Source organism: Burkholderia stabilis (assembly GCF_001742165.1).
Taxonomy (GTDB): domain Bacteria; phylum Pseudomonadota; class Gammaproteobacteria; order Burkholderiales; family Burkholderiaceae; genus Burkholderia; species Burkholderia stabilis.
The window spans coordinates 259,215-279,436 of sequence record NZ_CP016443.1; the positions used below are offsets into that span (position 1 = coordinate 259,215).

General features: G+C 69.6%; 18 protein-coding genes. 9 read left to right on the forward strand and 9 right to left on the reverse strand.

Going from position 1 to position 20,222, the window contains the following annotated elements:
- Positions 1-2 precede the first annotated feature (2 nt).
- The gene (locus tag BBJ41_RS19255) at positions 3-1,073 is read left to right on the forward strand and encodes a tetratricopeptide repeat protein (RefSeq protein ID WP_069747950.1); all 1,071 of its coding nucleotides are present in this window, start codon (positions 3-5) and stop codon (positions 1,071-1,073) included.
- Between the two features lie 119 nt (positions 1,074-1,192).
- On the opposite strand, the gene BBJ41_RS19260 is transcribed toward BBJ41_RS19255, so the two are convergent.
- Positions 1,193-1,690, reverse strand: coding sequence for a DUF2938 domain-containing protein (locus tag BBJ41_RS19260; protein ID WP_069747951.1), 498 nt, complete (start codon positions 1,688-1,690; stop codon positions 1,193-1,195).
- Between the two features lie 140 nt (positions 1,691-1,830).
- Between BBJ41_RS19260 and BBJ41_RS19265 the strand changes: the two genes are divergently transcribed.
- A complete protein-coding gene (locus BBJ41_RS19265) occupies positions 1,831-2,259 on the forward strand; it encodes a helix-turn-helix domain-containing protein (RefSeq protein WP_069747952.1) in 429 nt (142 codons plus the stop codon).
- A gap of 50 nt (positions 2,260-2,309) precedes the next feature.
- Here the strand turns inward: BBJ41_RS19265 and BBJ41_RS19270 are convergent, their stop codons facing one another.
- Complete coding sequence (locus BBJ41_RS19270; protein ID WP_069747953.1) at positions 2,310-3,191, reverse strand: helix-hairpin-helix domain-containing protein; 882 nt, start codon at positions 3,189-3,191, stop codon at positions 2,310-2,312.
- A gap of 172 nt (positions 3,192-3,363) precedes the next feature.
- Positions 3,364-4,899 carry a sigma-70 family RNA polymerase sigma factor gene (locus tag BBJ41_RS19275; RefSeq protein WP_069747954.1) on the reverse strand — a complete coding sequence of 512 codons (1,536 nt, stop codon included), beginning with the start codon at positions 4,897-4,899 and terminating at the stop codon, positions 3,364-3,366.
- A gap of 297 nt (positions 4,900-5,196) precedes the next feature.
- Between BBJ41_RS19275 and BBJ41_RS19280 the strand changes: the two genes are divergently transcribed.
- Both BBJ41_RS19280 and BBJ41_RS19285 read left to right on the forward strand, forming a co-directional pair.
- On the forward strand, positions 5,197-5,619 hold the full coding sequence (locus BBJ41_RS19280) for a hypothetical protein (RefSeq protein WP_069747955.1): 423 nt from the start codon (positions 5,197-5,199) through the stop codon (positions 5,617-5,619).
- Between the two features lie 33 nt (positions 5,620-5,652).
- Positions 5,653-6,462, forward strand: a complete 810-nt coding sequence (locus tag BBJ41_RS19285) for an SH3 domain-containing protein (RefSeq protein ID WP_069747956.1) — start codon at positions 5,653-5,655, stop codon at positions 6,460-6,462.
- A 115-nt stretch (positions 6,463-6,577) separates the two neighbouring features.
- Here BBJ41_RS19285 and ilvD read toward each other — a convergent pair whose 3' ends face one another.
- The 5 genes from ilvD to BBJ41_RS19310 all read right to left on the reverse strand — a co-directional run bounded on the left by ilvD (position 6,578) and on the right by BBJ41_RS19310 (position 14,166).
- Positions 6,578-8,437, reverse strand: a complete 1,860-nt coding sequence (gene ilvD / locus BBJ41_RS19290; protein ID WP_069747957.1) for a dihydroxy-acid dehydratase — start codon at positions 8,435-8,437, stop codon at positions 6,578-6,580.
- A gap of 269 nt (positions 8,438-8,706) precedes the next feature.
- The gene (locus BBJ41_RS19295; protein ID WP_069747958.1) at positions 8,707-9,729 is read right to left on the reverse strand and encodes an Ldh family oxidoreductase; all 1,023 of its coding nucleotides are present in this window, start codon (positions 9,727-9,729) and stop codon (positions 8,707-8,709) included.
- Complete coding sequence (locus BBJ41_RS19300; RefSeq protein ID WP_069747959.1) at positions 9,722-11,314, reverse strand: aldehyde dehydrogenase (NADP(+)); 1,593 nt, start codon at positions 11,312-11,314, stop codon at positions 9,722-9,724. The genes BBJ41_RS19295 and BBJ41_RS19300 overlap by 8 nt, the downstream gene beginning before the upstream one ends.
- A 72-nt stretch (positions 11,315-11,386) precedes the next feature.
- Positions 11,387-13,012, reverse strand: coding sequence for an APC family permease (locus BBJ41_RS19305; protein WP_069747960.1), 1,626 nt, complete (start codon positions 13,010-13,012; stop codon positions 11,387-11,389).
- Between the two features lie 233 nt (positions 13,013-13,245).
- Positions 13,246-14,166: a dihydrodipicolinate synthase family protein gene (locus BBJ41_RS19310; protein WP_012338334.1), complete on the reverse strand. Its 921-nt coding sequence runs from the start codon at positions 14,164-14,166 to the stop codon at positions 13,246-13,248.
- Between the two features lie 251 nt (positions 14,167-14,417).
- Between BBJ41_RS19310 and BBJ41_RS19320 the strand changes: the two genes are divergently transcribed.
- Genes BBJ41_RS19320 through BBJ41_RS19335 form a run of 4 tightly spaced genes read left to right on the forward strand, consistent with a single transcriptional unit; the run spans position 14,418 to position 17,969 of the window.
- Positions 14,418-15,350 (forward strand): 4-hydroxyproline epimerase, encoded by a 933-nt coding sequence (locus tag BBJ41_RS19320; protein ID WP_069750265.1) that lies wholly within the window; start codon positions 14,418-14,420, stop codon positions 15,348-15,350.
- Complete coding sequence (locus BBJ41_RS19325; protein WP_069747962.1) at positions 15,347-16,474, forward strand: NAD(P)/FAD-dependent oxidoreductase; 1,128 nt, start codon at positions 15,347-15,349, stop codon at positions 16,472-16,474. The genes BBJ41_RS19320 and BBJ41_RS19325 overlap by 4 nt, the downstream gene beginning before the upstream one ends.
- On the forward strand, positions 16,471-16,704 hold the full coding sequence (locus BBJ41_RS19330; protein WP_069747963.1) for a 2Fe-2S iron-sulfur cluster-binding protein: 234 nt from the start codon (positions 16,471-16,473) through the stop codon (positions 16,702-16,704). The genes BBJ41_RS19325 and BBJ41_RS19330 overlap by 4 nt, the downstream gene beginning before the upstream one ends.
- Positions 16,701-17,969 (forward strand): NAD(P)/FAD-dependent oxidoreductase, encoded by a 1,269-nt coding sequence (locus tag BBJ41_RS19335; RefSeq protein ID WP_069747964.1) that lies wholly within the window; start codon positions 16,701-16,703, stop codon positions 17,967-17,969. The genes BBJ41_RS19330 and BBJ41_RS19335 overlap by 4 nt, the downstream gene beginning before the upstream one ends.
- 43 nt (positions 17,970-18,012) lie before the next feature.
- On the opposite strand, the gene BBJ41_RS19340 is transcribed toward BBJ41_RS19335, so the two are convergent.
- Positions 18,013-18,957: a LysR family transcriptional regulator gene (locus BBJ41_RS19340; protein WP_069747965.1), complete on the reverse strand. Its 945-nt coding sequence runs from the start codon at positions 18,955-18,957 to the stop codon at positions 18,013-18,015.
- A gap of 164 nt (positions 18,958-19,121) precedes the next feature.
- Between BBJ41_RS19340 and gtdA the strand changes: the two genes are divergently transcribed.
- Positions 19,122-20,168 (forward strand): gentisate 1,2-dioxygenase, encoded by a 1,047-nt coding sequence (gene gtdA / locus BBJ41_RS19345; RefSeq protein WP_069747966.1) that lies wholly within the window; start codon positions 19,122-19,124, stop codon positions 20,166-20,168.
- Positions 20,169-20,222: the final 54 nt, after the last annotated feature.

Genomic DNA, 20,222 nt, shown 5'->3' on the forward strand with positions numbered 1-20,222 from the left:
AGATGACCCAGGCACGACGAATCGGCCGGAAGGCCCGTATCGCGATTTTCACTGCGCTCGCACTGGTGCTGAGCCTGGTGATCGGCATCGTGTGGCTTGCGCAGGGCGATGCGCCCGAGACGTTCGACGAATCGATGGCGAAGGCGAAGCTCGGCGACGTGAGCGGCGAGTTCAACGTGGGGCTGATGTACGAGCACGGTGACGGCGTCGAGCGCAATCCCGTCGAAGCGGCGAAGTGGTACAAGCGGGCCGCCGATCATGGCGATGCGTCCGCGCAGAACAATCTCGGCACGTTTTACGAAACCGGAACCGGCGTGGCGCAAAGCCGTTCGGAGGCCGTGAGCTGGTATCGGCGCGCGGCCGCGCAGGGCAATGCGAACGCGTGGTGCAATCTCGGCCGCGCGTACGAGGACGGCGAAGGCGCGCCGCAGGATCGTGCGGAAGCGGTGCGGCTCTATCGCCTCGCCGCCGAACAGGGGCTGGCCAGGGGGCAGTTGTATCTGGCGATGATGTACGACGCCGGAACCGGGGTGCGGCAGGATTTCGCGGAAGCCGCCAAATGGTATCGGCGCGCGGCGGACCAGGGCGATCCGCAGGCGCAGAACAGCCTCGGCTACCTGTACGACGCCGGGCAGGGCGTGACCCGGAGCGACACCGAGGCGTTCAAGTGGTATCGGCTCGCCGCGGAACAGGGCAACGCAAGCGCGCAGAACAATCTCGGCATGATGTATGAAAACGGGCAGGGCGTGCGCCGAGACGACGCCGAGGCCGCGAGCTGGTATCGACTTGCCGCGGCGGAGGGCGTCAATACATCGCTTTTCCGCCTTGGGATGCTGTACTACGTGGGCAGCGGCGTCGAACATGATCCGATCGTCGCGAACGTGCTTTTCGAGCTGGCCGCCGCCGCAGGCAACACGCGCGCGCAGCCGTATCTCGATCAGGGCGCGAAGCTCACCGCGCCGGCGGATCTCGAGAAAGCCGCGAAGCTGCGAGCCGAAATGAGCCGGCCGGGCAAACTGCTCGACGCGCTCGACCATTACGAGAAAACGGCGCAACGAAGCGACGGCGACTGACGCCGGTCATCGGTCCGTTTCGCGCCAGATCGGCATGAGCCGGCTGCCTTCCATCCGGCGCGCGTGGCCGTCGATGATGTGGCGGCGCGGCAGCCGGTTGCGCGTCAACGCGTCACGCGTCAGCGGACGAGCGCGGACAGGGCAAGCGCCGCCAGATAGAGCCCCACGCCATACGACAGGTGCGTGACGAAGCTGCGCCGGCGCGCGACGCCCGGATGCGGCGTGCGCGACGCCGCGATGCCGAAGCCGAACGCGGGCTGCATCACGAAGAACGGCGCAACGATACTCACGAGGCCGGCGACGAGCGCGGGCAGCAGTGTCGGCGCGCCGATCCATGCCGTTCCCGCAATCACGACGGGGAGTGTCGCGAACGCGATGCCGATCGCGTAATGCGCGATCCAGCCGAGCACACGCTCGCCCGGCACGGGCGGCGCGGCCACGATCGACACATGGCGGAACCGGCCGCGGATCATGTGGCCGATCCAGCGGCCGACCAGCGCGTAGTCGAGCGACGGAACGCCGAACGCACGCCGCCGGAACACCGTCCACAGATCCAGCAGGAGCGTGGCGCCCGCGCCGATCAGCAGCACGTCGAGCAGGACGTCGAGCATATTCATTGCACGCCTCCGGAACGAACGGCGACGGCTGCGCGGCGCAGCGGAATGGGGTTGGGTTTCAGCGGTTTCATGGCAATCCAGGCTTGTCTTTACGAAGTCGAGCGACTATCTTGCAACTTCAAGTTCACTTGAGGTCAAGCATGAGCCGTCTGGATATTGCGGAGGTGGCGCGGCGCACGGGATTGCCTGCATCGACGCTGCGTTACTACGAGGAAAAGGGGCTGATCGTCGCGAACGGCCGCCACGGTTTGCGTCGGCAATACGACGAATCGGTGCTGGAGCGCCTGGCGTTGATCGCGCTCGGCCGCGAGGCCGGTTTTTCGCTCGACGACATTCTCGCGATGTTCGGCGCGGACGGCCGGCCCGCGATCGATCGCGCGAAGCTCGACGACAAGGCCGACGAACTCGACCGCACGATCCGCCGTCTCGGTGCCGTGCGCGATGCGCTGCGGCATGCGGCCGTGTGCCCGGCGCCGAGCCATCTCGAATGCCCGTCGTTCCAGAAGCTGCTGCGCATCGTCGCGCAACGTCATCCGGCGCGCCGCGCAACGAAGACGAACGGCACCTGAGCGGCGCGCCTGCGCGACGTCACACGCTGTTTCCGTGATCGACGGATGCGTTATCCCGCGTAATACACGCGGCACTCCATCTCGCGCCCGCGCACGATGCGCTTGCCGGCGAGCGATCCGAACGTTTCAGTGACGACGGTGCGCTGATGCTCGCACTGCACCGCGTCGTAGAAATAGAGCGAGACCCAGTCCGTCGTGCGGCCGGATTCCGGCGCGCGCGCGGCCGCGTGCAGGCACAGCGCCGTGAAGTGCCAGCCGCCTTTCGTCATGTGCATCACGGGCGGCGGCTCGCTGATGTCCGCGTTCAGGCGCCGGGTCACGAGCGTCGGCAGGACGCCGGCGGCGGCCTTGTTGCGGTACAGGCGATCGATGTAGAGCAGCAGCTCGACGGGGGGCTCCGTGCCGGGGCCGGCGTCCTGCACGTGGCCTTGCCAGCGCCGGCGGCGGCTCAGCACGTCGTCGAGCGCGGTGCGGATGCCGGCCGCGCGCCGCGGGCCGACGCCCGTGATCGTTTCGAGCTGGCCGTTGCGGGCCGCCCGTTCGAGTTCCTCGAGCGTATCGATGTGCAGCAGGTCGTGAATGCGCAGCGCGAGCCCGTGGCCGATGCCGGGCACGGCTTCGAACGCGGATGCGCGTTCGGCGTCGCCGCACAGCCGGTCGAGCTGGCGCCAGTGTCCCGTCACCAGCAACTCGGCGATCGCCTGCGCGACGCCCGTGCCGATTTCGGGCAGCGCGCCGAGCGCGTCGACGCCGCCGGCCTCGAACCGCGCGCGGATGTCGTGGTCGAGCGCATCGACCGTTTCAGCCGACGCGCGGTACGCGGCGACGCGATACGGATTCGCGCCCTGTTCGGCAAGGCGTTGCGCGGCCTCGCGCAGGCATGCCGCGATATGCCGGTTTTCCTCGTACGTTTGGCTGGCGATCGTCTGCATGACGAGGGACGTGGGGAAGCACAAACGAAATTAACGCGGCGAGCGATGCGCCGGTCGGCTTTTCTCCATTGTCGTGACACACGATCAACAAAACTTGATGCACGTCAATGGCAAACGCTTGCGTGAAGCCACGGTCGTGCCGGCAGGCACGACCGTGTGTGGCGCGACGCGGTTACGCGTCGAGAAACGACTGCGCGTTTTCGGCTTCGGCGGCCGTGCGCAGCGCGGCGAGCGCGCGTTTTTCGATCTGCCGCACGCGTTCGCGCGACATGCCCGCGTCCTGCGCGATTGCGTCGTAGGTATCGGGCTCGCCGCCGCCGAGGCCGAACCGCCGGCGCAATACGTCGGCCTCGGCGGTCGTGACCGACCGCAGCAGCGCCGTCACGCATTCGCGCATGCGCGTGTCGGCCAGTTGCTCGAACGGGCCGGGCGACGCCTGATCCTCGATCAGTTCCACGAGGCCGGTGTCCGCGTCGGGCAGCGGCGTGTCGAGCGAGACAGGTTCGGCGGGCAGCGCGAGCACTGCGCGCAGCTTGTCCTCGGCGAGCCCGGTTTCGGCCGCGAGTTCGGCTGGCGTCGCGCGGCGGCCCGTGCGCTGGCGAAAGCGCAGCGCATGCCGCTGTACGCGCTGGTACTGGTCGCCGACGTGCACGGGCACGCGGATCGTGCGTGCGCGATCCGCGACCGCGCGTGTGACCGCCTGACGAATCCACCAGGTCGCATAGGTCGAGAACTTGAACCCGCGCCGGTATTCGAATTTCTCGATCGCGCGCATCAGGCCGACGCAGCCGTCCTGCACGAGATCGGACAGGTCGACGCCGCGGTTCAGGTACTTGCGCGCGATCGACAGCACGAGCCGCAGGTTCGCCTCGAGCATTGCGCGCGTCGCGTCGCGCACTTTCTGCTGGCCATCGCTCAGCGCGGCCCCGAGTGCCCGCCGCGCGACCGCGTCGAAGCCGGCGGTTTCACCCGTGGCGATGTCGCGCGGCGCGGCCGCGAGCGCGCGTACGACACGGCTTGCGTCGTCGACGGCCGGCGCGTTCCATGCGAGCGAACCGAGCAGGGCGGCCATGGCGTTGCGTGCGTCGCGGTATTCGGCCGAACGGCAGCCATGCTGCAGCAATGCGCTGCGCAGCGCCGAGACGGCAGCGTGCAGCGCGTCGTAGCTGGCGGGCGCCGGCGTGTCGGCGTCGTCGTCATCGGCCGCGCCGGTTGCACCGGCGGCACCCGTTGCGCGGTGACGCGCAAGCAGCGCGTCGACCGCCGCTGGATAACCGGCGATCGCGTGCAGCATCTGATGGCGGCCCGTCTCGATCTCGCGGGCGAGGACGATTTCGCCTTCGCGCGTGAGCAGCGGCACCGCGTGCATGCGCCGCATGTAGAGCGCGAGCGGATCGGTCGACGCGCTCGTGCCGCGTGCGAGATCGCCGAGCACGGCCCGGCCTTCGTCGAGCGCGTCGCGATCGACGTCGACCGGTGCCGCGCTGGCGAACGGCGCAGGCACGGCCGGCTCGTCGAGCACGGCGATGCCGATGTCGGCGAGCGCGGCGCGTACGACCTCGAGCGCGTCGGGGCTGTCGCTTTCGGGCGGCAGCACGTCGACAAGGTCGGCGTGTGTCAGATAACCCTGTTCGCCGGCGAGCGCCAGCAACTGGATGATCGGATCGAGCGGCGTGTCCGCCCGAGGAGTGGGGCGTGGCGTAGTCATGTCGATGGCGGCGCGAGCCGCGTTCCTGTCTGGGCGGGCCGAAGTCCGCCGGGTTCGGGCTGCCGGTTGGCCGCGAACGCCCGTCCGCGCCGGTCTGCCTGACATCGTTCAAGGTGAGGGCATTTGCGCCAACTTCAACGCGGGCGCGGCTGACCTGCCAGCACGCGGCATGCCTGCACGATCGCCCGGTGCAGGAAACAAAAAGTAACCGATCATACCTGCGGAAATCTGCAGGGGACGTAAGCTACAGTCAGGCGCGCGCCTGGCGGCGACGCGCGGATTCTGCCGGAGCACGAGATGAACCCGATTCCCGCCGCGAGGCCCGTCGTCATTGCACTTGCCGTGCTGACGCTTGGCGGTTGTTACTACACGAGCCCGTATGGCTATGCGCCATATTACGCGCCGGTGCCGGCCACGGTGACACAGCGTGAAACCCCGGTTGCGCCGGCCGCACCCGGTCCGGCCCTTTCGACGGCGCCCGACGCGCCGGCCGACGTCGTCGCGCAGGCACCGGTTTATGTCGCGCCGGCCTATGTGCCGCCGCCGTATCCGGTCTACTACCCCGCGTACTACCCGGGCTGGTACGGGCCGCCCGTCACGATCGGCTTCTGGGGCCGCTGGGGCGGCGGATACTGGGGCGGGCGCGGCGGGTACTGGCATCGTCCGTGGGGCGGCGGGCACTGGGGCGGTGGGCACTGGGGTGGCGGCCATCGGCACTGACCGGCGCGCGGTGGCACCGCGCGGGAGAGCATCATGAGGAACACGATTGTCCGAAGTCTGTGCGTCGTCCTGCTTGGCCTCGCGGCCGCGCCGGGCGTCGCCGATGCGCAGAGCAGCGCTTACACGAACTCGCCGGCCGAGCTGTACGCCGGGCCGGCGCCCGATTACCCGGTCGTCGCGCAGATCCCGCCCGACACGGCGCTGGACGTATTCGGCTGCCTGAGCGACTACTCGTGGTGCGACGTCGCCCTGCCGGGCGTGCGCGGCTGGATCGACGCGCAGTTGCTCGAATATCCGTACCAGGGCAGCTACGTGCCCATGCTCGAATATGGCGCGATCATCGGCGTCCCGATAACCGGGTTCGCGATCGCCGCATACTGGGATCGCTACTATCGCAACCGGCCGTGGTATCACGACCGCGATCGCTGGGCGCATCGTCCGGAGCCACGGCTCGGCCCCGGTGGATTCCCGCCGGGACAGGGCCATCCGCAACCGGGCCGGCCGATGCCGGGCGCGCAGGGCGGCCCGCCTCCCGCGCAGCATGATGCGCGGCCGTCGGCCGCGCGCGGCGGCTGGAATGGCGCGATCCGCACGCCGCCCCCGGCGGCACCTGCGCCGATGCCGGGCGGTGCCGGCAATGCGCGTCCGGCGGGGCCACCGCCGGCCGTGCTGCATCCGCCGGCCGCGCCGGGCGGCGAAGCCCGCTCGATGCCGCCGCCGATGCGTCAAGGTGGTGGTGGCGGTTACGGCGCGCGGCCGCAAGGTGGCGGTGGAAACGGCGGCGGGAACCACGGTGGTGGCGGCGGTGGTGGTGGTGGCGGCCCCGACGAACTCCGTCACTGATGGCGCCGGCGCCGCGGCTTCCTCCCGGCGCCGGACGAAAAAAAGCCGCTCCGGAGAGCGGCTTCGGGATCAGTCAGGCGAGCGGGCGGGGCCGTGCGGCCCGCCGCCCGTGACGTCAGTCGTCGAGCAGCGACAGGTCGCGCACCGCGCCCTTGTCGGCCGACATGACCAGCTTCGCATAGGCCTTCAGCGCCGCGGACACCTTGCGCGGACGCGGCTGCGCCGGCTTCCAGCCCTTCGCGTTCTGCTCTTCGCGGCGGCGCGCCAGTTCCTCGTCCGACACCAGCACGTCGATCGTGCGATTCGGGATGTCGATGCGGATCTTGTCGCCGTTGCGTACGAGGCCGATCGCGCCGCCCGCTGCCGCTTCCGGCGAGCAGTGACCGATCGACAGGCCCGACGTGCCGCCCGAGAAGCGGCCGTCCGTCAGCAGCGCGCACGACTTGCCGAGCCCCTTCGACTTGATGTAGCTCGTCGGGTAGAGCATTTCCTGCATGCCGGGGCCGCCCTTCGGACCTTCGTAGCGGACGATCACGATATCGCCGGCCTTGACCTTGTCGTTCAGGATGTTTTCGACCGCTTCATCCTGCGATTCGGTCACGTGCGCCGAGCCTTCGAACACGTGGATGCTCTCGTCGACGCCGGCCGTCTTCACCACGCAGCCGTCAAGCGCGATGTTGCCCGTCAGCACGGCGAGGCCGCCTTCCTTCGAGAACGCATGCTCGTACGAGCGGATGCAGCCTTCGGCGCGGTCGAGGTCGAGGCTCGGCCAGCGCGTGTTCTGGCTGAACGCGACCTGCGTCGGAATGCCGGCCGGGCCGGCCATGTAGAACGTGCGGACCGCTTCATCCTGCGTGCGGACGATGTCCCACTGGTCCAGCGCGTCCTTCAGCGTCGGTGCGTGCACGGTCGGCACGTCGGTGTGCAACTTGCCGGCGCGATCGAGCTCGCCGAGGATCGCCATGATGCCGCCTGCGCGGTGCACGTCCTCGATGTGGTACTTGTTCGTGTTCGGCGCGACCTTGCACAGTTGCGGCACGGTGCGCGACAGGCGGTCGATGTCCTTCATCGTGAAGTCGATGCCGGCTTCCAGTGCGATCGCGAGCAGGTGCAGGATCGTGTTGGTCGAACCGCCCATCGCGATATCGAGCGTCATCGCGTTCTCGAACGCCTTGAAGCCGACCGAGCGCGGCAGTACGCGCGCGTCGTCCTGCTCGTAGTGCTGGCGCGTCAGTTCGACGATGCGGCGGCCGGCGCGCTTGAACAGCTGTTCGCGATCGGCGTGCGTGGCCACCACCGTGCCGTTGCCGGGCAGCGACAGGCCGAGCGCTTCGGTCAGGCAGTTCATCGAGTTCGCGGTGAACATGCCTGAGCACGAGCCGCAGGTCGGGCAGGCCGAGCGTTCGACTTCGGCGACGTCGGCATCCGAATACGCCGGGTCGGCCGCGATCACCATCGCGTCGACGAGGTCGAGCTTCTTCAGTTCGACGGTCTTGGTGACCGGGTTCGCGAGGCGCGTCTTGCCGGCTTCCATCGGGCCGCCCGACACGAAGATCACCGGAATGTCGAGGCGCATCGCGGCCATCAGCATGCCCGGGGTGATCTTGTCGCAGTTCGAGATGCACACCATCGCGTCCGCGCAGTGCGCGTTCACCATGTATTCGACCGAGTCGGCGATGATGTCGCGGCTCGGCAGCGAATAGAGCATGCCGTCGTGGCCCATCGCGATGCCGTCGTCGACCGCGATCGTGTTGAACTCCTTCGCGACGCCGCCGGCGGCCTCGATCTCGCGCGCGACGAGCTGGCCGAGATCCTTCAGGTGCACGTGCCCGGGCACGAACTGGGTGAACGAGTTGACGACCGCGATGATCGGCTTCGAGAAATCGTCGTCTTTCATGCCGGTGGCGCGCCACAGCGAGCGCGCGCCTGCCATGTTGCGGCCGGCGGTGGAGGTTTTGGAACGGTAAGTGGGCATTGTTGTGGCTGAAGAAATATCGCGGAAAAGGGTGGAGGCACGGGAATAAAGGCCTCTCTCGCGCCCGTGCGAACAACCTCTTGAGCTGCGCCCTGGGCAAACCGGGCGATTATCCCACAGCCGCCGGGCGCGTGGCGCCTGCGGGGCCGGTGAGCGGCGCGGGCGGCGTGCCCGGCGCGGCATGCCCGCGCGACCGGTTCGGTGCGCGAGGCGGCCGGATCGCAGGTTCATCGACGATGAATCCGCACAGCCGCCCCGCGCGCCGGCGATTAATCGAGCAGCGTCAGGATCTCGTCGTAAAGCGCCTTCGGAATCCGCACGCCGTTCGCGATGCTGCGCGCGCGGGCGTCGAAGCGCCGTTGCGACGGCAGCCGCGCGCCTTGCCCGACGATCGATTCGAACATCCGTTCGCCGCGCGCGAGCCCCGCGTCGAGATCGTCGCCGAGGAACACCTTCGGGTCGAACGCGATCACGAGCTCGCCGTGGCACGGCGTCGCGCCGACGCCTTCGTCGAAGTCCATCGACTCCTGGCTCGTCATGTCGCCGATCAGCGCGCCGCCGAGCAGTTCGACCATCGCCGCGAGCGCCGAGCCCTTGTGGCCGCCGAAGGTGCGCATCGCTCCCTGCAGCGCGGCCTTCGGGTCGGTGGTCGGCTGGCCGTTCGCGTCGATCGCCCAGTGCGGCGGAATCGCCTTGCCTTGCTTCGCGTGCAGTTCGATGTCGCCGCGCGCGATCGCGCTCGTTGCGAAATCGAACACGAACGGCTCGCCGCCCGGGCGCGGCCACGCGAACGCGATCGGGTTCGTGCCGAACACGGGCTCGCGGCCGCCTTCCGGCGCGACCCAGCTATGGCTCGGGTTCATCGCGATGCCGACCAGCCCTTCGGCCGCGATCGCCTCGACCTCGGGCCACAGCGCGGAGAAGTGGTAGCAGTGGTTGATCGCCATCGCCGCGATCCCGTGCTGCTTCGCCATCTCGACCAGCACCGGCAGCCCGGTTTCGAAGCTCAGCAGCGAGAAACCGCGATGCGCGTCGACCGCGACGATCGACGACGACAACCGCCGCAGCGTCGGCACGGCCTGCGGATCGACCTTGCCCTTCGTCAGCGAACGCACGCAGACGAGCAGCCGGTACACGCCGTGCGAATGGCATTCGTCGCGCTGGCCCTGCGTGATCACGTTGGCGATCGCGCGCGCATGCGCGTCGGACATCCCGTTGTGCGTCAGCACGCGCAGCGCGAGCGCATGGACTTCATCGAGCGACAGGACGACTTCGGCGGTTTGCTCAGACATGCTTCACCTCCCGCGGCGCGGGCACGCCGTCGATGCGCTGCGGCACGTTCAGCGGATTGCCGTCGCGGATAGCGTCCGGCAACAGCGCGTCCGGCAGATCCTGGTACGAAACGGGCCGCAGGAAGCGCTCGATCGCGCGGGCGCCGACGGACGTCGTGCGCGTGTCGGACGTCGCCGGGAACGGGCCGCCGTGCACCATCGCATGGCCGACCTCGACGCCCGTGCCGAAGCCGTTGACGAGAATGCGGCCGGCCTTGCGTTCGAGCGTCGGGCGCAGCGCGGCGAACAGCGTCGCGTCGCCGTCGGCGAGGTGCGCGGCAATGGTCAACTGGCCTTCGAGCGACTTCAGCACGCGATGCAGCGTGTCGGCGTCCGGACAGCGCACGATCAGCGACGCGGGGCCGAACACTTCTTCGCGCAGTTCGGGCCGCGCGATGAACGCCTCGGCCGACGTCGCGAACAGCGCCGCGCGCGCCTGGTAGCGGCCGCCTTCGGCGCCTTGCGCCAGCAGCTCGACCGCGTCGTGATCGCGCAGCGCCGAGACGCCCTGCACATAGCTCGCGTGGATGTGCGGCGTCAGCATCGTCTGCGCGGCCGCCGCACGCGCGGCCTCGGCCGCTGCGGCTTCAAACGCGCGCAACGCGGGCCCGTCGACGGCGAGCACGAGGCCCGGGTTCGTGCAGAACTGGCCCGCGCCGAGCGTGAGCGACGCGACGAACTGCGGCGCGATCGCATCGTGGCGCGCGTCGAGCGCGGCGGGAAACAGCAGCACTGGATTGATCGAGCTCATTTCCGCATAGACGGGAATCGGTTCGGGGCGCGCGGCCGCGATGTGCATCAGCGCGACGCCGCCGCGGCGCGAGCCGGTGAAGCCGACCGCCTTGATGCGCGGATCGGCGACGAGCGCCTGGCCGATCTCGCGCGACGCGTCGAACAGCAGCGAGAACACGCCGGCCGGCATCCCGCACTCGCGCGCGGCCTGCTGGATCGCGCGGCCGACGAGCTCCGACGTGCCCGGATGCGCGGAATGCGCCTTGACGATCACCGGGCAGCCGGCCGCGAGTGCCGATGCGGTGTCGCCGCCGGCGACCGAGAACGCGAGCGGGAAGTTCGATGCGCCGAACACGGCGACGGGCCCGACCGCGACGTTGCGCAGGCGCAGGTCGACGCGCGGCAGCGGCTTGCGCTCGGGGCGCGCCGGATCGATCCGCGCGTCGAGAAAACCGCCGTCGCGCACGAGCGACGCGAACAGCGCGAGCTGGCCGACGGTGCGGCCGCGCTCGCCTTCGATGCGCGCGCGCGGCAGGCCCGTTTCGATGACGCAGCGCTCGATCAGGTCGTCGCCGAGCGCCATGATGTGGCGGCCGATCGCGTCGAGAAACGCGGCGCGCGCGTCGGGACGGGTTTCGCGGTACGTGTCGAATGCGTCGTCGGCGAGCGCGCAGGCCGTCTCCAGGTCGTGCAGGCTTGCGCCGCCGAAAGCGGGTTCGAGCCGTTCGCCGGTGGCGGCGGCGATCGCGTGAAGGGTGCCGTTCTGTCCGGCGACGGCGGACTGGCCGATCAGGAGCTGACCTGTGAGTTGCATGGTTTTCCTCGTAAAAAGCAGGGGCCGGGCGTGAGGCGCCCGGCCGAAGGGATGGTGCGAAACGAAGGGGCTTCAGTCCTCGTCGTCGTCGAGTTGCAGCTTGTCGGACCGGACGCCCGTATTCGCGCCCCAGTAGTAGATGACGAGCGCGACGGCCGCGACCACGACGGTGTCGTACGGATGCGCAAGCCGGCCCGTGCCGCCGAAGCCGCCGAGATACGACAGCACGATCATCGCCGCGTAGAACGCGATCAGCCACGCGGACGAGCGCACCTGTTCGGCGAGGCTCAGGTGCGCGGTCGGCACCCAGCGGCGGCACGCGAGATAGATGACGAACATCACGATCTGCAGCCCGAGCAGCCAGGACACCGTGCTCCAGCCCGACCAGTAGACGATCAGCGCGGCGATCACGAACGATGCGGGGCCGGTGATGCCGAACGCGATTGCGCGGAACGGCCGCGGCAGGTCGGGCGCGGTGCGGCGCAGCGCGGCGACCGATACCGGCGCGACCGCGTAACTCAGCACCAGCGCGGCCGACACGATGTTGATCAGCGCTTCCCACGACGGGAACGGCATCGTCCAGAAGATCGCGAGGCCGAACGTGAGCCACAGGCCCGCGCGCGGGATGCCCGATGCTTCGTCGACGCGCGTGAACACCTTGAAGAACGTGCCCGTTTTCGCCCACCCGTAGACGACGCGCGGCGTCGCATTCATGTAGATGTTGCCGCAGCCGCTCGGCGAGATCATCGCGTCGGCGACGACCATCACCGCGAGCCAGCCGACACCGAGCGCAAGCGCGATGTCGCGGTACGGCAACGAGAACGCCTTGCTCACGTCGTGCCAGCCGCCGGCGAGCATGGCGGTCGGAATGCTGCCGATGAACGCGAGCTGCAGCAGCACGTAGATCAGCGTGGAAAGCAGGATCGACAGGATCAGCGCGATCGGGATCGTGCGCTGCGGATTGCGCACCTCGCTCGCGACCGACACGATCGGCGTGAGCCCGAGGTACGCGAAGATGATGCCGCCGGCCGACACGGCCATTTCGATGCCCGGCATGCCGAACGGCGCGAAGCCGTGCACGGTCAGGTTTGCCGGTTTGAAGAACGTGAACAGCACCGCGATCACCGACAGCGGCACGATGAACTTGAAGATGCTGATGATGTTGTTCGCCTTCGCGAACGTCTTCACGCTCGAATAGTTCAGGTAAAAGAAGAAGCACAGCAGCGCGGCCTGCACGAGCCAGCCGAGCGTGGTCGGGTCGCTCGATCCTTCGGCGGTCAGGCCCGGAAACCACGCGGCCGCGTACTGGCGCGCGGCGACGACTTCGATCGCGATCAGGCTCGAGAACGCGATCAGCGTGATGAAGCCCATCAGGTAGCCGAGCAGCGGGCCGTGCGAGAACACCGGGTAGCGCACCACGCCGCCCGCGCGCGGCAGCGCGGCGCCGAGCTCGCAGTAGACGATGCCGAGCAGCAGCACCGCGAAGCCGCCGAGCAGCCACGAGAAGATGCCGGCCGGGCCCGCGATCGTCGACACGTGACTCGCGGCGAACAGCCACCCCGAACCAAAAATGGCGCCGAGACCGATGAACGTGAGATCGGTCAGCGACAACTGTTTCTTGAACTTGCCGTGACCCGCGTCGGGGTGCGCGGAACGGGAAAGCGGGACGGACGGATGAGCGTTGCCTTGGCCTGGCATGGGCTTGTCTCCTGGGGGGTATATCGGCACAGGCGTCGAGTGCGCCGCGCTCCGACGGAGCAGCGGCGCACGCCTGCCGGCCGGCATCGCCCGGTTCGAACGACCGGGGCGGGCCGCGGGCCGTTCACGCGCGGCGCGGGCAGGCGCCGGGGCGAACGGGTCCGCAGGCCATGCCGGACCGGAAGCGGCGGCGCGAGGGGGGAAAGCCTTGCGCCGCCGCCGGGGAGCGTCGGTCAGAGACCGACGTCGGGCAGCGTCGGGCGCGTTTCGAGCGCCTTCGCGACGATCGCCTTCACTTCCGCGAGCGTGTCGCCCTGCAGCGCGAGGCGCGGCGGGCGGGTGATCGCGCTGCCGCGGCCGACCAGCTCTTCGCACAGCTTGATGCACTGGACGAGGTCAGGGCGCGCGTCGAGGTGCAGCAGCGGCATGAACCAGCGATACAGCGCGAGCGCTTCGTCGAAACGCTTCTGCTTCGCGAGGCGGAACAGCGTCTCGCCTTCCTTCGGAAACGCGTTCGACATGCCCGACACCCAGCCTTCGGCGCCCACGGCGATGCTCTCGACCACGACGTCGTCGAGGCCCGCGAACAGCACGAAGCGATCGCCGACCGCGTTGCGCAGGTCGATGAAGCGGCGCGTGTCGCCCGACGAATCCTTGAAGCAGACGATGTTCTCGCAGTCCTGCAGCGCGATCAGCACGTCGGGCGTCACGTCGTTCTTGTAGATCGGCGGGTTGTTGTAGACCATCACCGGCAGGTCGGTGCTCGTCGCGACCGCGCGGAAGTGCGCGGCCGTTTCGTGCGGCTTCGCCGAGTAGACGAGCGCGGGCATCACCATCACGCCGTCGACGCCGACGCGCTGCGCTTCACGCACCGTGTTGCGCGCGAATTCGGTCGTGAATTCGGCGATGCCGGCGATCACCGGAATCTTGCCGCCGGCCGCGTCGCGTGCGGCCTCGATCACCTGGAGCTTCTCGCTCGTCGACAACGAGGTGTTTTCGCCGACCGTGCCGCAGACCACGAGGCCCGACACGCCGTCGTTCACCAGGTTCTTCACCACGCGGTGCGTGGCGTCGATGTCGAGGGAAAAGTCCGGCTTGAACTGGGTGCTGACGGCCGGGAAAACCCCGGTCCATTGAATGGCTTTGCGGCTCACTGAAATCTCCTACGTTCGTATCGGTCGGCCGACAGGTGTGTCGGTGTGGCAACCAGTATCGCCGCGCAAACGCCCATCACGCTTGAGTCCTATCGCGGAGCAAAATGACGAAATCGGCACAGCGGCCGGACGGGGCGGGAAGGGCGCCCCGCACTATGCCGATTTCGTCGTCGTCGTCATCGAAAAGCCACAAGCGGACGGACGCGCGACGGAGGAAGCTATGCTCCTTTCCCCACTTCGGACAGCTCATGATGAAGCGCATCCAGATCATCGATTCGCACACGGGCGGCGAACCCACGCGGCTCGTCGTGTCCGGTTTTCCTTCGCTCGGCAGCGGCACGATGGCCGAGCGCCGCGACGTGCTCGCGCGCGAGCACGACCGCTATCGCACCGCGTGCATCCTCGAGCCGCGCGGCAGCGACGTGCTGGTCGGCGCGCTGCTGTGCGAACCGGTGTCGCCCGACGCGGCGGCCGGCGTGATCTTCTTCAACAATAGCGGCTATCTCGGGATGTGCGGGCACGGCACGATCGGCGTCGTGCGCACGCTGCATCACATGGGGCGCATCCGGCCCGGCATTCATCTGATCGAAACGCCGGTGGGCACCGTCGAGGCGACGCTGCACGACGACCTGTCGGTCAGCGTGCGCAACGTGCCCGCGTATCGCCACGCGAAAGACGTCGCGCTCGACGTGCCGGGTTACGGCCCCGTGAAGGGCGACATCGCGTGGGGCGGCAACTGGTTCTTCCTGATCAGCGACCACGGGCAGCGCGTCGCCGGCGACAACGTCGCGGCGCTCACCGCGTACGCATCGGCCGTGCGCGAAGGGCTCGAACGCGCGGGCATCACCGGCGCGAACGGCGGCGAGATCGATCACATCGAGCTGTTCGCCGACGATCCCGACCACGACAGCCGCAGCTTCGTGCTGTGCCCGGGCCTCGCGTACGACCGTTCGCCGTGCGGCACCGGCACGAGCGCGAAACTCGCGTGCCTCGCGGCGGACGGCAAGCTCGCGCCGGGCGCCGTGTGGCGGCAGGCGAGCGTGATCGGCAGCGTGTTCCAGGCAAGCTACGAACAGGCCGACGCCGGTATCGTGCCGACGATCCGCGGCAGCGCGCACCTGAGCGCGGAAGCGACGCTGCTGATCGAGGAAGACGATCCGTTCGGCTGGGGCATCGTGTCGTGAGCGACGTGCGTTACGACGTCGTCGTGATCGGCGCCGGCATCGTCGGCGCGGCGTGCGCGCACGAACTCGCGCAGCGCGGGCTGCGCGTGCTCGTCGTCGACGACGCGAGCGGCGGCGCGACCGGCGCGGGGATGGGCCACCTCGTCGCGATGGACGACAACGCGGCCGAGCTCGCGCTGAGCCATTACTCGATCGAACTGTGGCGCGCGCTGAGCGGCGAAATGCCGGAAGGCTGCGCGTACCGCAACTGCGGCACGCTGTGGCTCGCGGCCGATGCGCACGAGATGGATCTCGCCCGCGCGAAGCAGGCGACGCTCGCCGCGCACGGCGTGGCCGGCGAGCTGATCGACGCGGCGACGCTCGCGCGGCTGGAGCCGATGCTGCGCGCGGGCCTCGGCGGCGCGCTGAAGATTCCCGGCGATGCGATCCTTTATGCGCCGGTCACCGCGAACTGGTTGCTGCAGCGCGCGCCGCGCATCACGTTGCGCCGCGACCGCGCGGTGGCCGTCGACGGCCCGAGCGTGACGCTCGCGAGCGGTGAGACGCTGCGCGCGGAGCGCGTGGTCGTCGCGAACGGCGTCGCGGCGCGCACGCTGCTGCCCGAATTGCCGCTGCGCCCGAAGAAGGGCCATCTGCTGGTTACCGATCGCTATCCGGGCCAGGTGTCGCACCAGCTCGTCGAGCTCGGTTATGCCGCGAGCGCGCATGCGAGCGACGGCACGTCGGTCGCGTTCAACGTGCAGCCGCGGCCGACCGGCCAGTTGCTGATCGGCTCGTCGCGCCAGTTCGATACCGAGGATGCGCGCGTCGAGCCGCCCGTGCTCGCGCGCATGCTGCGTCGCGCGGGCGACTATCTGCCCGGCCTGGCCGACCTGAACGGAATCCGCGCGTGGACGGGGTTCCGCTCCGCGAGCCCCGACGGCCTGCCGCTGCTCGGCGAGCACCCGGCGCGGCCGGGCGTGTGGCTCGCAGTCGGCCACGAAGGGCTCGGCGTGACGACCGCGCCGGGCAGCGCGCGGCTCGTCGCCGCGCTGATGGCCGGCGAACGGCCGCCCATCGACATCGAACCGTATTTGCCGGGACGTTTCTTGACGACGTCCCCCGTAGCCGGAGCGCTTTCATGATCATTCACCTGGATGGCCGCGCGCTGACGATCGCCGACGGTGCGACCGTCGCGGCCGCTGTCGCCGCGAGCGGCGACGACACGACGCGCGTGTCGTGCACGGGGGCGGCGCGCGCGCCGTTTTGCGGGATGGGCATCTGCCAGGAGTGCAGGATGACGATCGATGGCCGCCGCCGTCTGGCGTGCCAGACGCTGTGCCGCGACGGGATGCGGGTGGAGCGCACACGATGAAACAGGAACGACTGAGCGTCGACGTCGCGATCGTCGGCGCGGGGCCGGCCGGGTTGTCGGCCGCGCGCGCCGCCGCGCAAGGCGGCGCAACCGTGGCGATCGTCGACGACAACCCGCGTGCTGGCGGGCAGATCTGGCGGCAGGGCGCCGCCGCCGCTGCGCCGCCGGCCGCCGCCGAGCGCCTCGCCGGGCTGCGGCTGCCGAACGTCACGCATCTCGCGGCGACGCGCATCGTCGCCGAAACGCAGCCCGGCACGCTGTTGCTCGAAGATGACGAACGCGGGCTGCTGCTCGACTACCGGACGCTGATTCTCTGCTGCGGCGCGCGCGAACTGCTGCTGCCGTTCCCGGGCTGGACGCTGCCGGGCGTCACGGGTGCGGGCGGTTTGCAGGCGCTGATCAAGTACGGCCTCGACGTGCGCGGGCAGCGCACGGTGATCGCCGGTAGCGGGCCATTGCTGCTCGCGAGCGCGGCAACGGCGCGTCAGGCCGGCGCGCGCGTGTCGCACGTGCTCGAACAGGCCGCGTGGGGCGACGTGACGGGTTTCGGCGCTGGGCTGTGGCGCTGGCCGTCGAAGCTCGCGCAGGCCGCGAAGCTGGTCACGCCTGCCTATCGGCCCGATGCGTACGTCGTCGAAGCGTTCGGCGACAAGCGGCTCGAACGCGTGCGAATCTGGCAGGGCGGCCGCGAGTTCGACGTCGACTGCGACCGGCTCGCGTGCGGTTTCGGGCTCGTGCCGAACACCGTGCTGCCGAGCCATCTCGGCTGCAGGATCGAGAACGGCGCGGTGGCGGTCGACGCGCACCAGCGCACGAGCCGAGACGGCCACTTCGCGGCCGGTGAGTGCACGGGTGTCGGCGGCAGCGAGCTGGCGATGGTCGAAGGCGAGATCGCCGGTTATGCGGCGACCGGGCAGACGGCGCCGCTCGCCGCGCTCGTCGCGCGGCGAGCGCACTGGCAGGCCTTCGCGGATGCCGTGCGCGAGCGTTTCGCGATCCGCGAGCCGATCCGCCGGCTCGCGCGGCCCGATACGCTGCTGTGTCGTTGCGAGGACGTGCGTTTCGACGCGGTCGCGCAGGAGCCGGGCTGGACGGCCGCGAAGCTGCAGTCGCGTTGCGGGATGGGCGCGTGCCAGGGGCGCGTATGCGGTGCGGCCGCGCAGGCGTTGTTCGGCTGGACGCCGCCCGTGCCGCGTACGCCGCTCGTGCCCGCACGGGTCGGTACGCTGATGCTGGACGGCAGCGCCTCCTGCGACGGCGCCTGACGCATTGCGGCGAAGCGGCCCGGTCGGTGCCGGGCCGCGCCATTCACTCCACCTTCACTTTCTCCCATCCGCCCACCTGGGGCGCCGCACAGGCGCGCAGGCACTCGATCGTCGCGGCCACGGCCGCGCGATTCGCGCTGTCGGGATGCCAGTACATCGATACCGCACCCTGGCCCTCGAGCTCCATCGGCAGGATGCGGATCGCGTTCAGTTGCGCGAAGCGCCGCGCGGCACGGTGCGACGCGACGCCCAGCAGGTCGGTATTGTTCAGCAGCGTGAGGTTGAGGATCGACGAATTCGATTCGACGCAGTGCGGCGGCTGTACGCGGCCGGCGGCCGTCAGCGCAGCCTGCAGCGCGTTGTGCACGGGCGTGCCCGACGGCCAGACGATCCACGGGTAGGCGAGTACGTCGTCCCAGCCGACCGAGGACGCGCCGGCGAGCGCGTGACCGGGCCGCGCGACGAACACGACCGGATCGACATACAGCGCTTCGGCCCGCAGGTGCGGATCGACGGACGTCGAGCCCGAGCGGCCCACGACGATGTCCAGTTCGCTGTGCGCAAGCTGCGGCATCAACTGGTTCATCGTGCTTTCGGTGAGCCGCACCTGCGCGCGCGGCATCCGTTTCAGCAGTTGCGACACCGCGAGCGGCACCGTGTCGGCCGCCGCGACGCCCGACGTGCCGATCGTCACGAGGCCGCTGCCGCCTTCGCGCAGCGCGGCCATGTCGTCGCGCGCGACGTCGAGTTGCGCCTCGACACGGCGCGCGTGCTCGATCAGCGCTTCGCCGTAGGGCGTCGGCCGCAGGCCGCGCGCATGCCGCTCGAACAGCGGCAGCCCGACATCCTCCTCCAGTTCCTTCAGCCATTTCGACAGCGCGGGCTGCGTGGTCGCGAGCGCCGCCGCCGACTGGCTCAGGTTGCCGGTGCCGGCCAGGCTCAGCAGTACCTGCAAATGCCGCAATCGCAGCCGGTGGGTCCAGTCCATCGCATGCCTCGTCGCAAAAAGGTATATCCAGAACAATATGGATCAGATGATTTAACCATTTTACCGGGTATGTCTGGGTCGAATATAAATCGGTTGACGGACCGCAGCACGGTCCCCGACCCGACACAGCGCCGACGCCGATCGGCCGACTCCAAGGAGACATCATGACGACCCGCCATCCGGACGTGCCGCGCGCCGCCTACTACGCTCGGATCGCCGAGCAGCGCCTCGCGCCGTTGTGGGAATCGCTGCACAACCTCGTGCCGACCTCCCCGCAACCGGCCGCACAGGCCGCGATCTGGAAGTACGCGCAGGTGCGCGACCTCGTGATGCAGGCCGGCAGCGTGATCAGCGCGGAGGAGGCCGTGCGCCGCGTGCTGGTGCTGGAGAACCCGGGGCTGCCCGGCAAGTCGAGCATGACGCCGAGCCTGTATGCGGGGCTGCAACTGATCCTGCCGGGCGAGATCGCGCCGAGCCACCGGCATACGCAGTCGGCGCTGCGCTTCATCGTCGAAGGGCGCGGCGCGTGGACGGCCGTGAACGGCGAACGCACGACGATGCATCCGGGCGACTTCATCATCACGCCGTCGTGGGCGTGGCACGACCACGGCAACCCGTCGGAAGACGAGGGCGGCGAGCCGGTCGTGTGGCTCGACGGGCTCGACATTCCGCTCGTCGCGAGCCTCGATGCGGGCTTTGCGGAGAACTACCCGGAAGCCGTGCAGCCCGTGAATCGCCCGGAAGGCGACAGCTTTGCGCGCTTCGGCCACAACATGGCGCCGGTGCGGCATCGCGCGAGCGACCCGACGTCGCCGGTGTTCAGCTACCCGTATGCGCGTACCCGCGAGGCGCTCGACACGCTGTACCGCAGCGGCGAGCTCGATGCGTGGGACGGCGTGAAGCTGCGCTACGTGAACCCCGCGACGGGCGGCTGGCCGATGCCGACCATCGCGACCTTCATGCAGTTCCTGCCCGCCGGCTTCGACGGCCGCACGTACCGCAGCACCGACGCGACGATCTACTGCGTCGTCGAAGGCAGCGGCACCGCGCACATCGGCGGCGATGCCTTCCCGTTCGAGCCGCACGACATCTTCGTCGCGCCGTCGTGGGCGCCCGTGCGGTTGTCGGCGTCGTCCGACAGCGTGCTGTTCAGCTATTCCGACCGGCCCGTGCTGTCCGCGCTGAACCTGTTGCGCGAAGCGCGCGACTGACGCCGGCCCGTCTTTCGGCCGCTTCATCGATCCGTTTTCCGTGCGCCGCCGCGC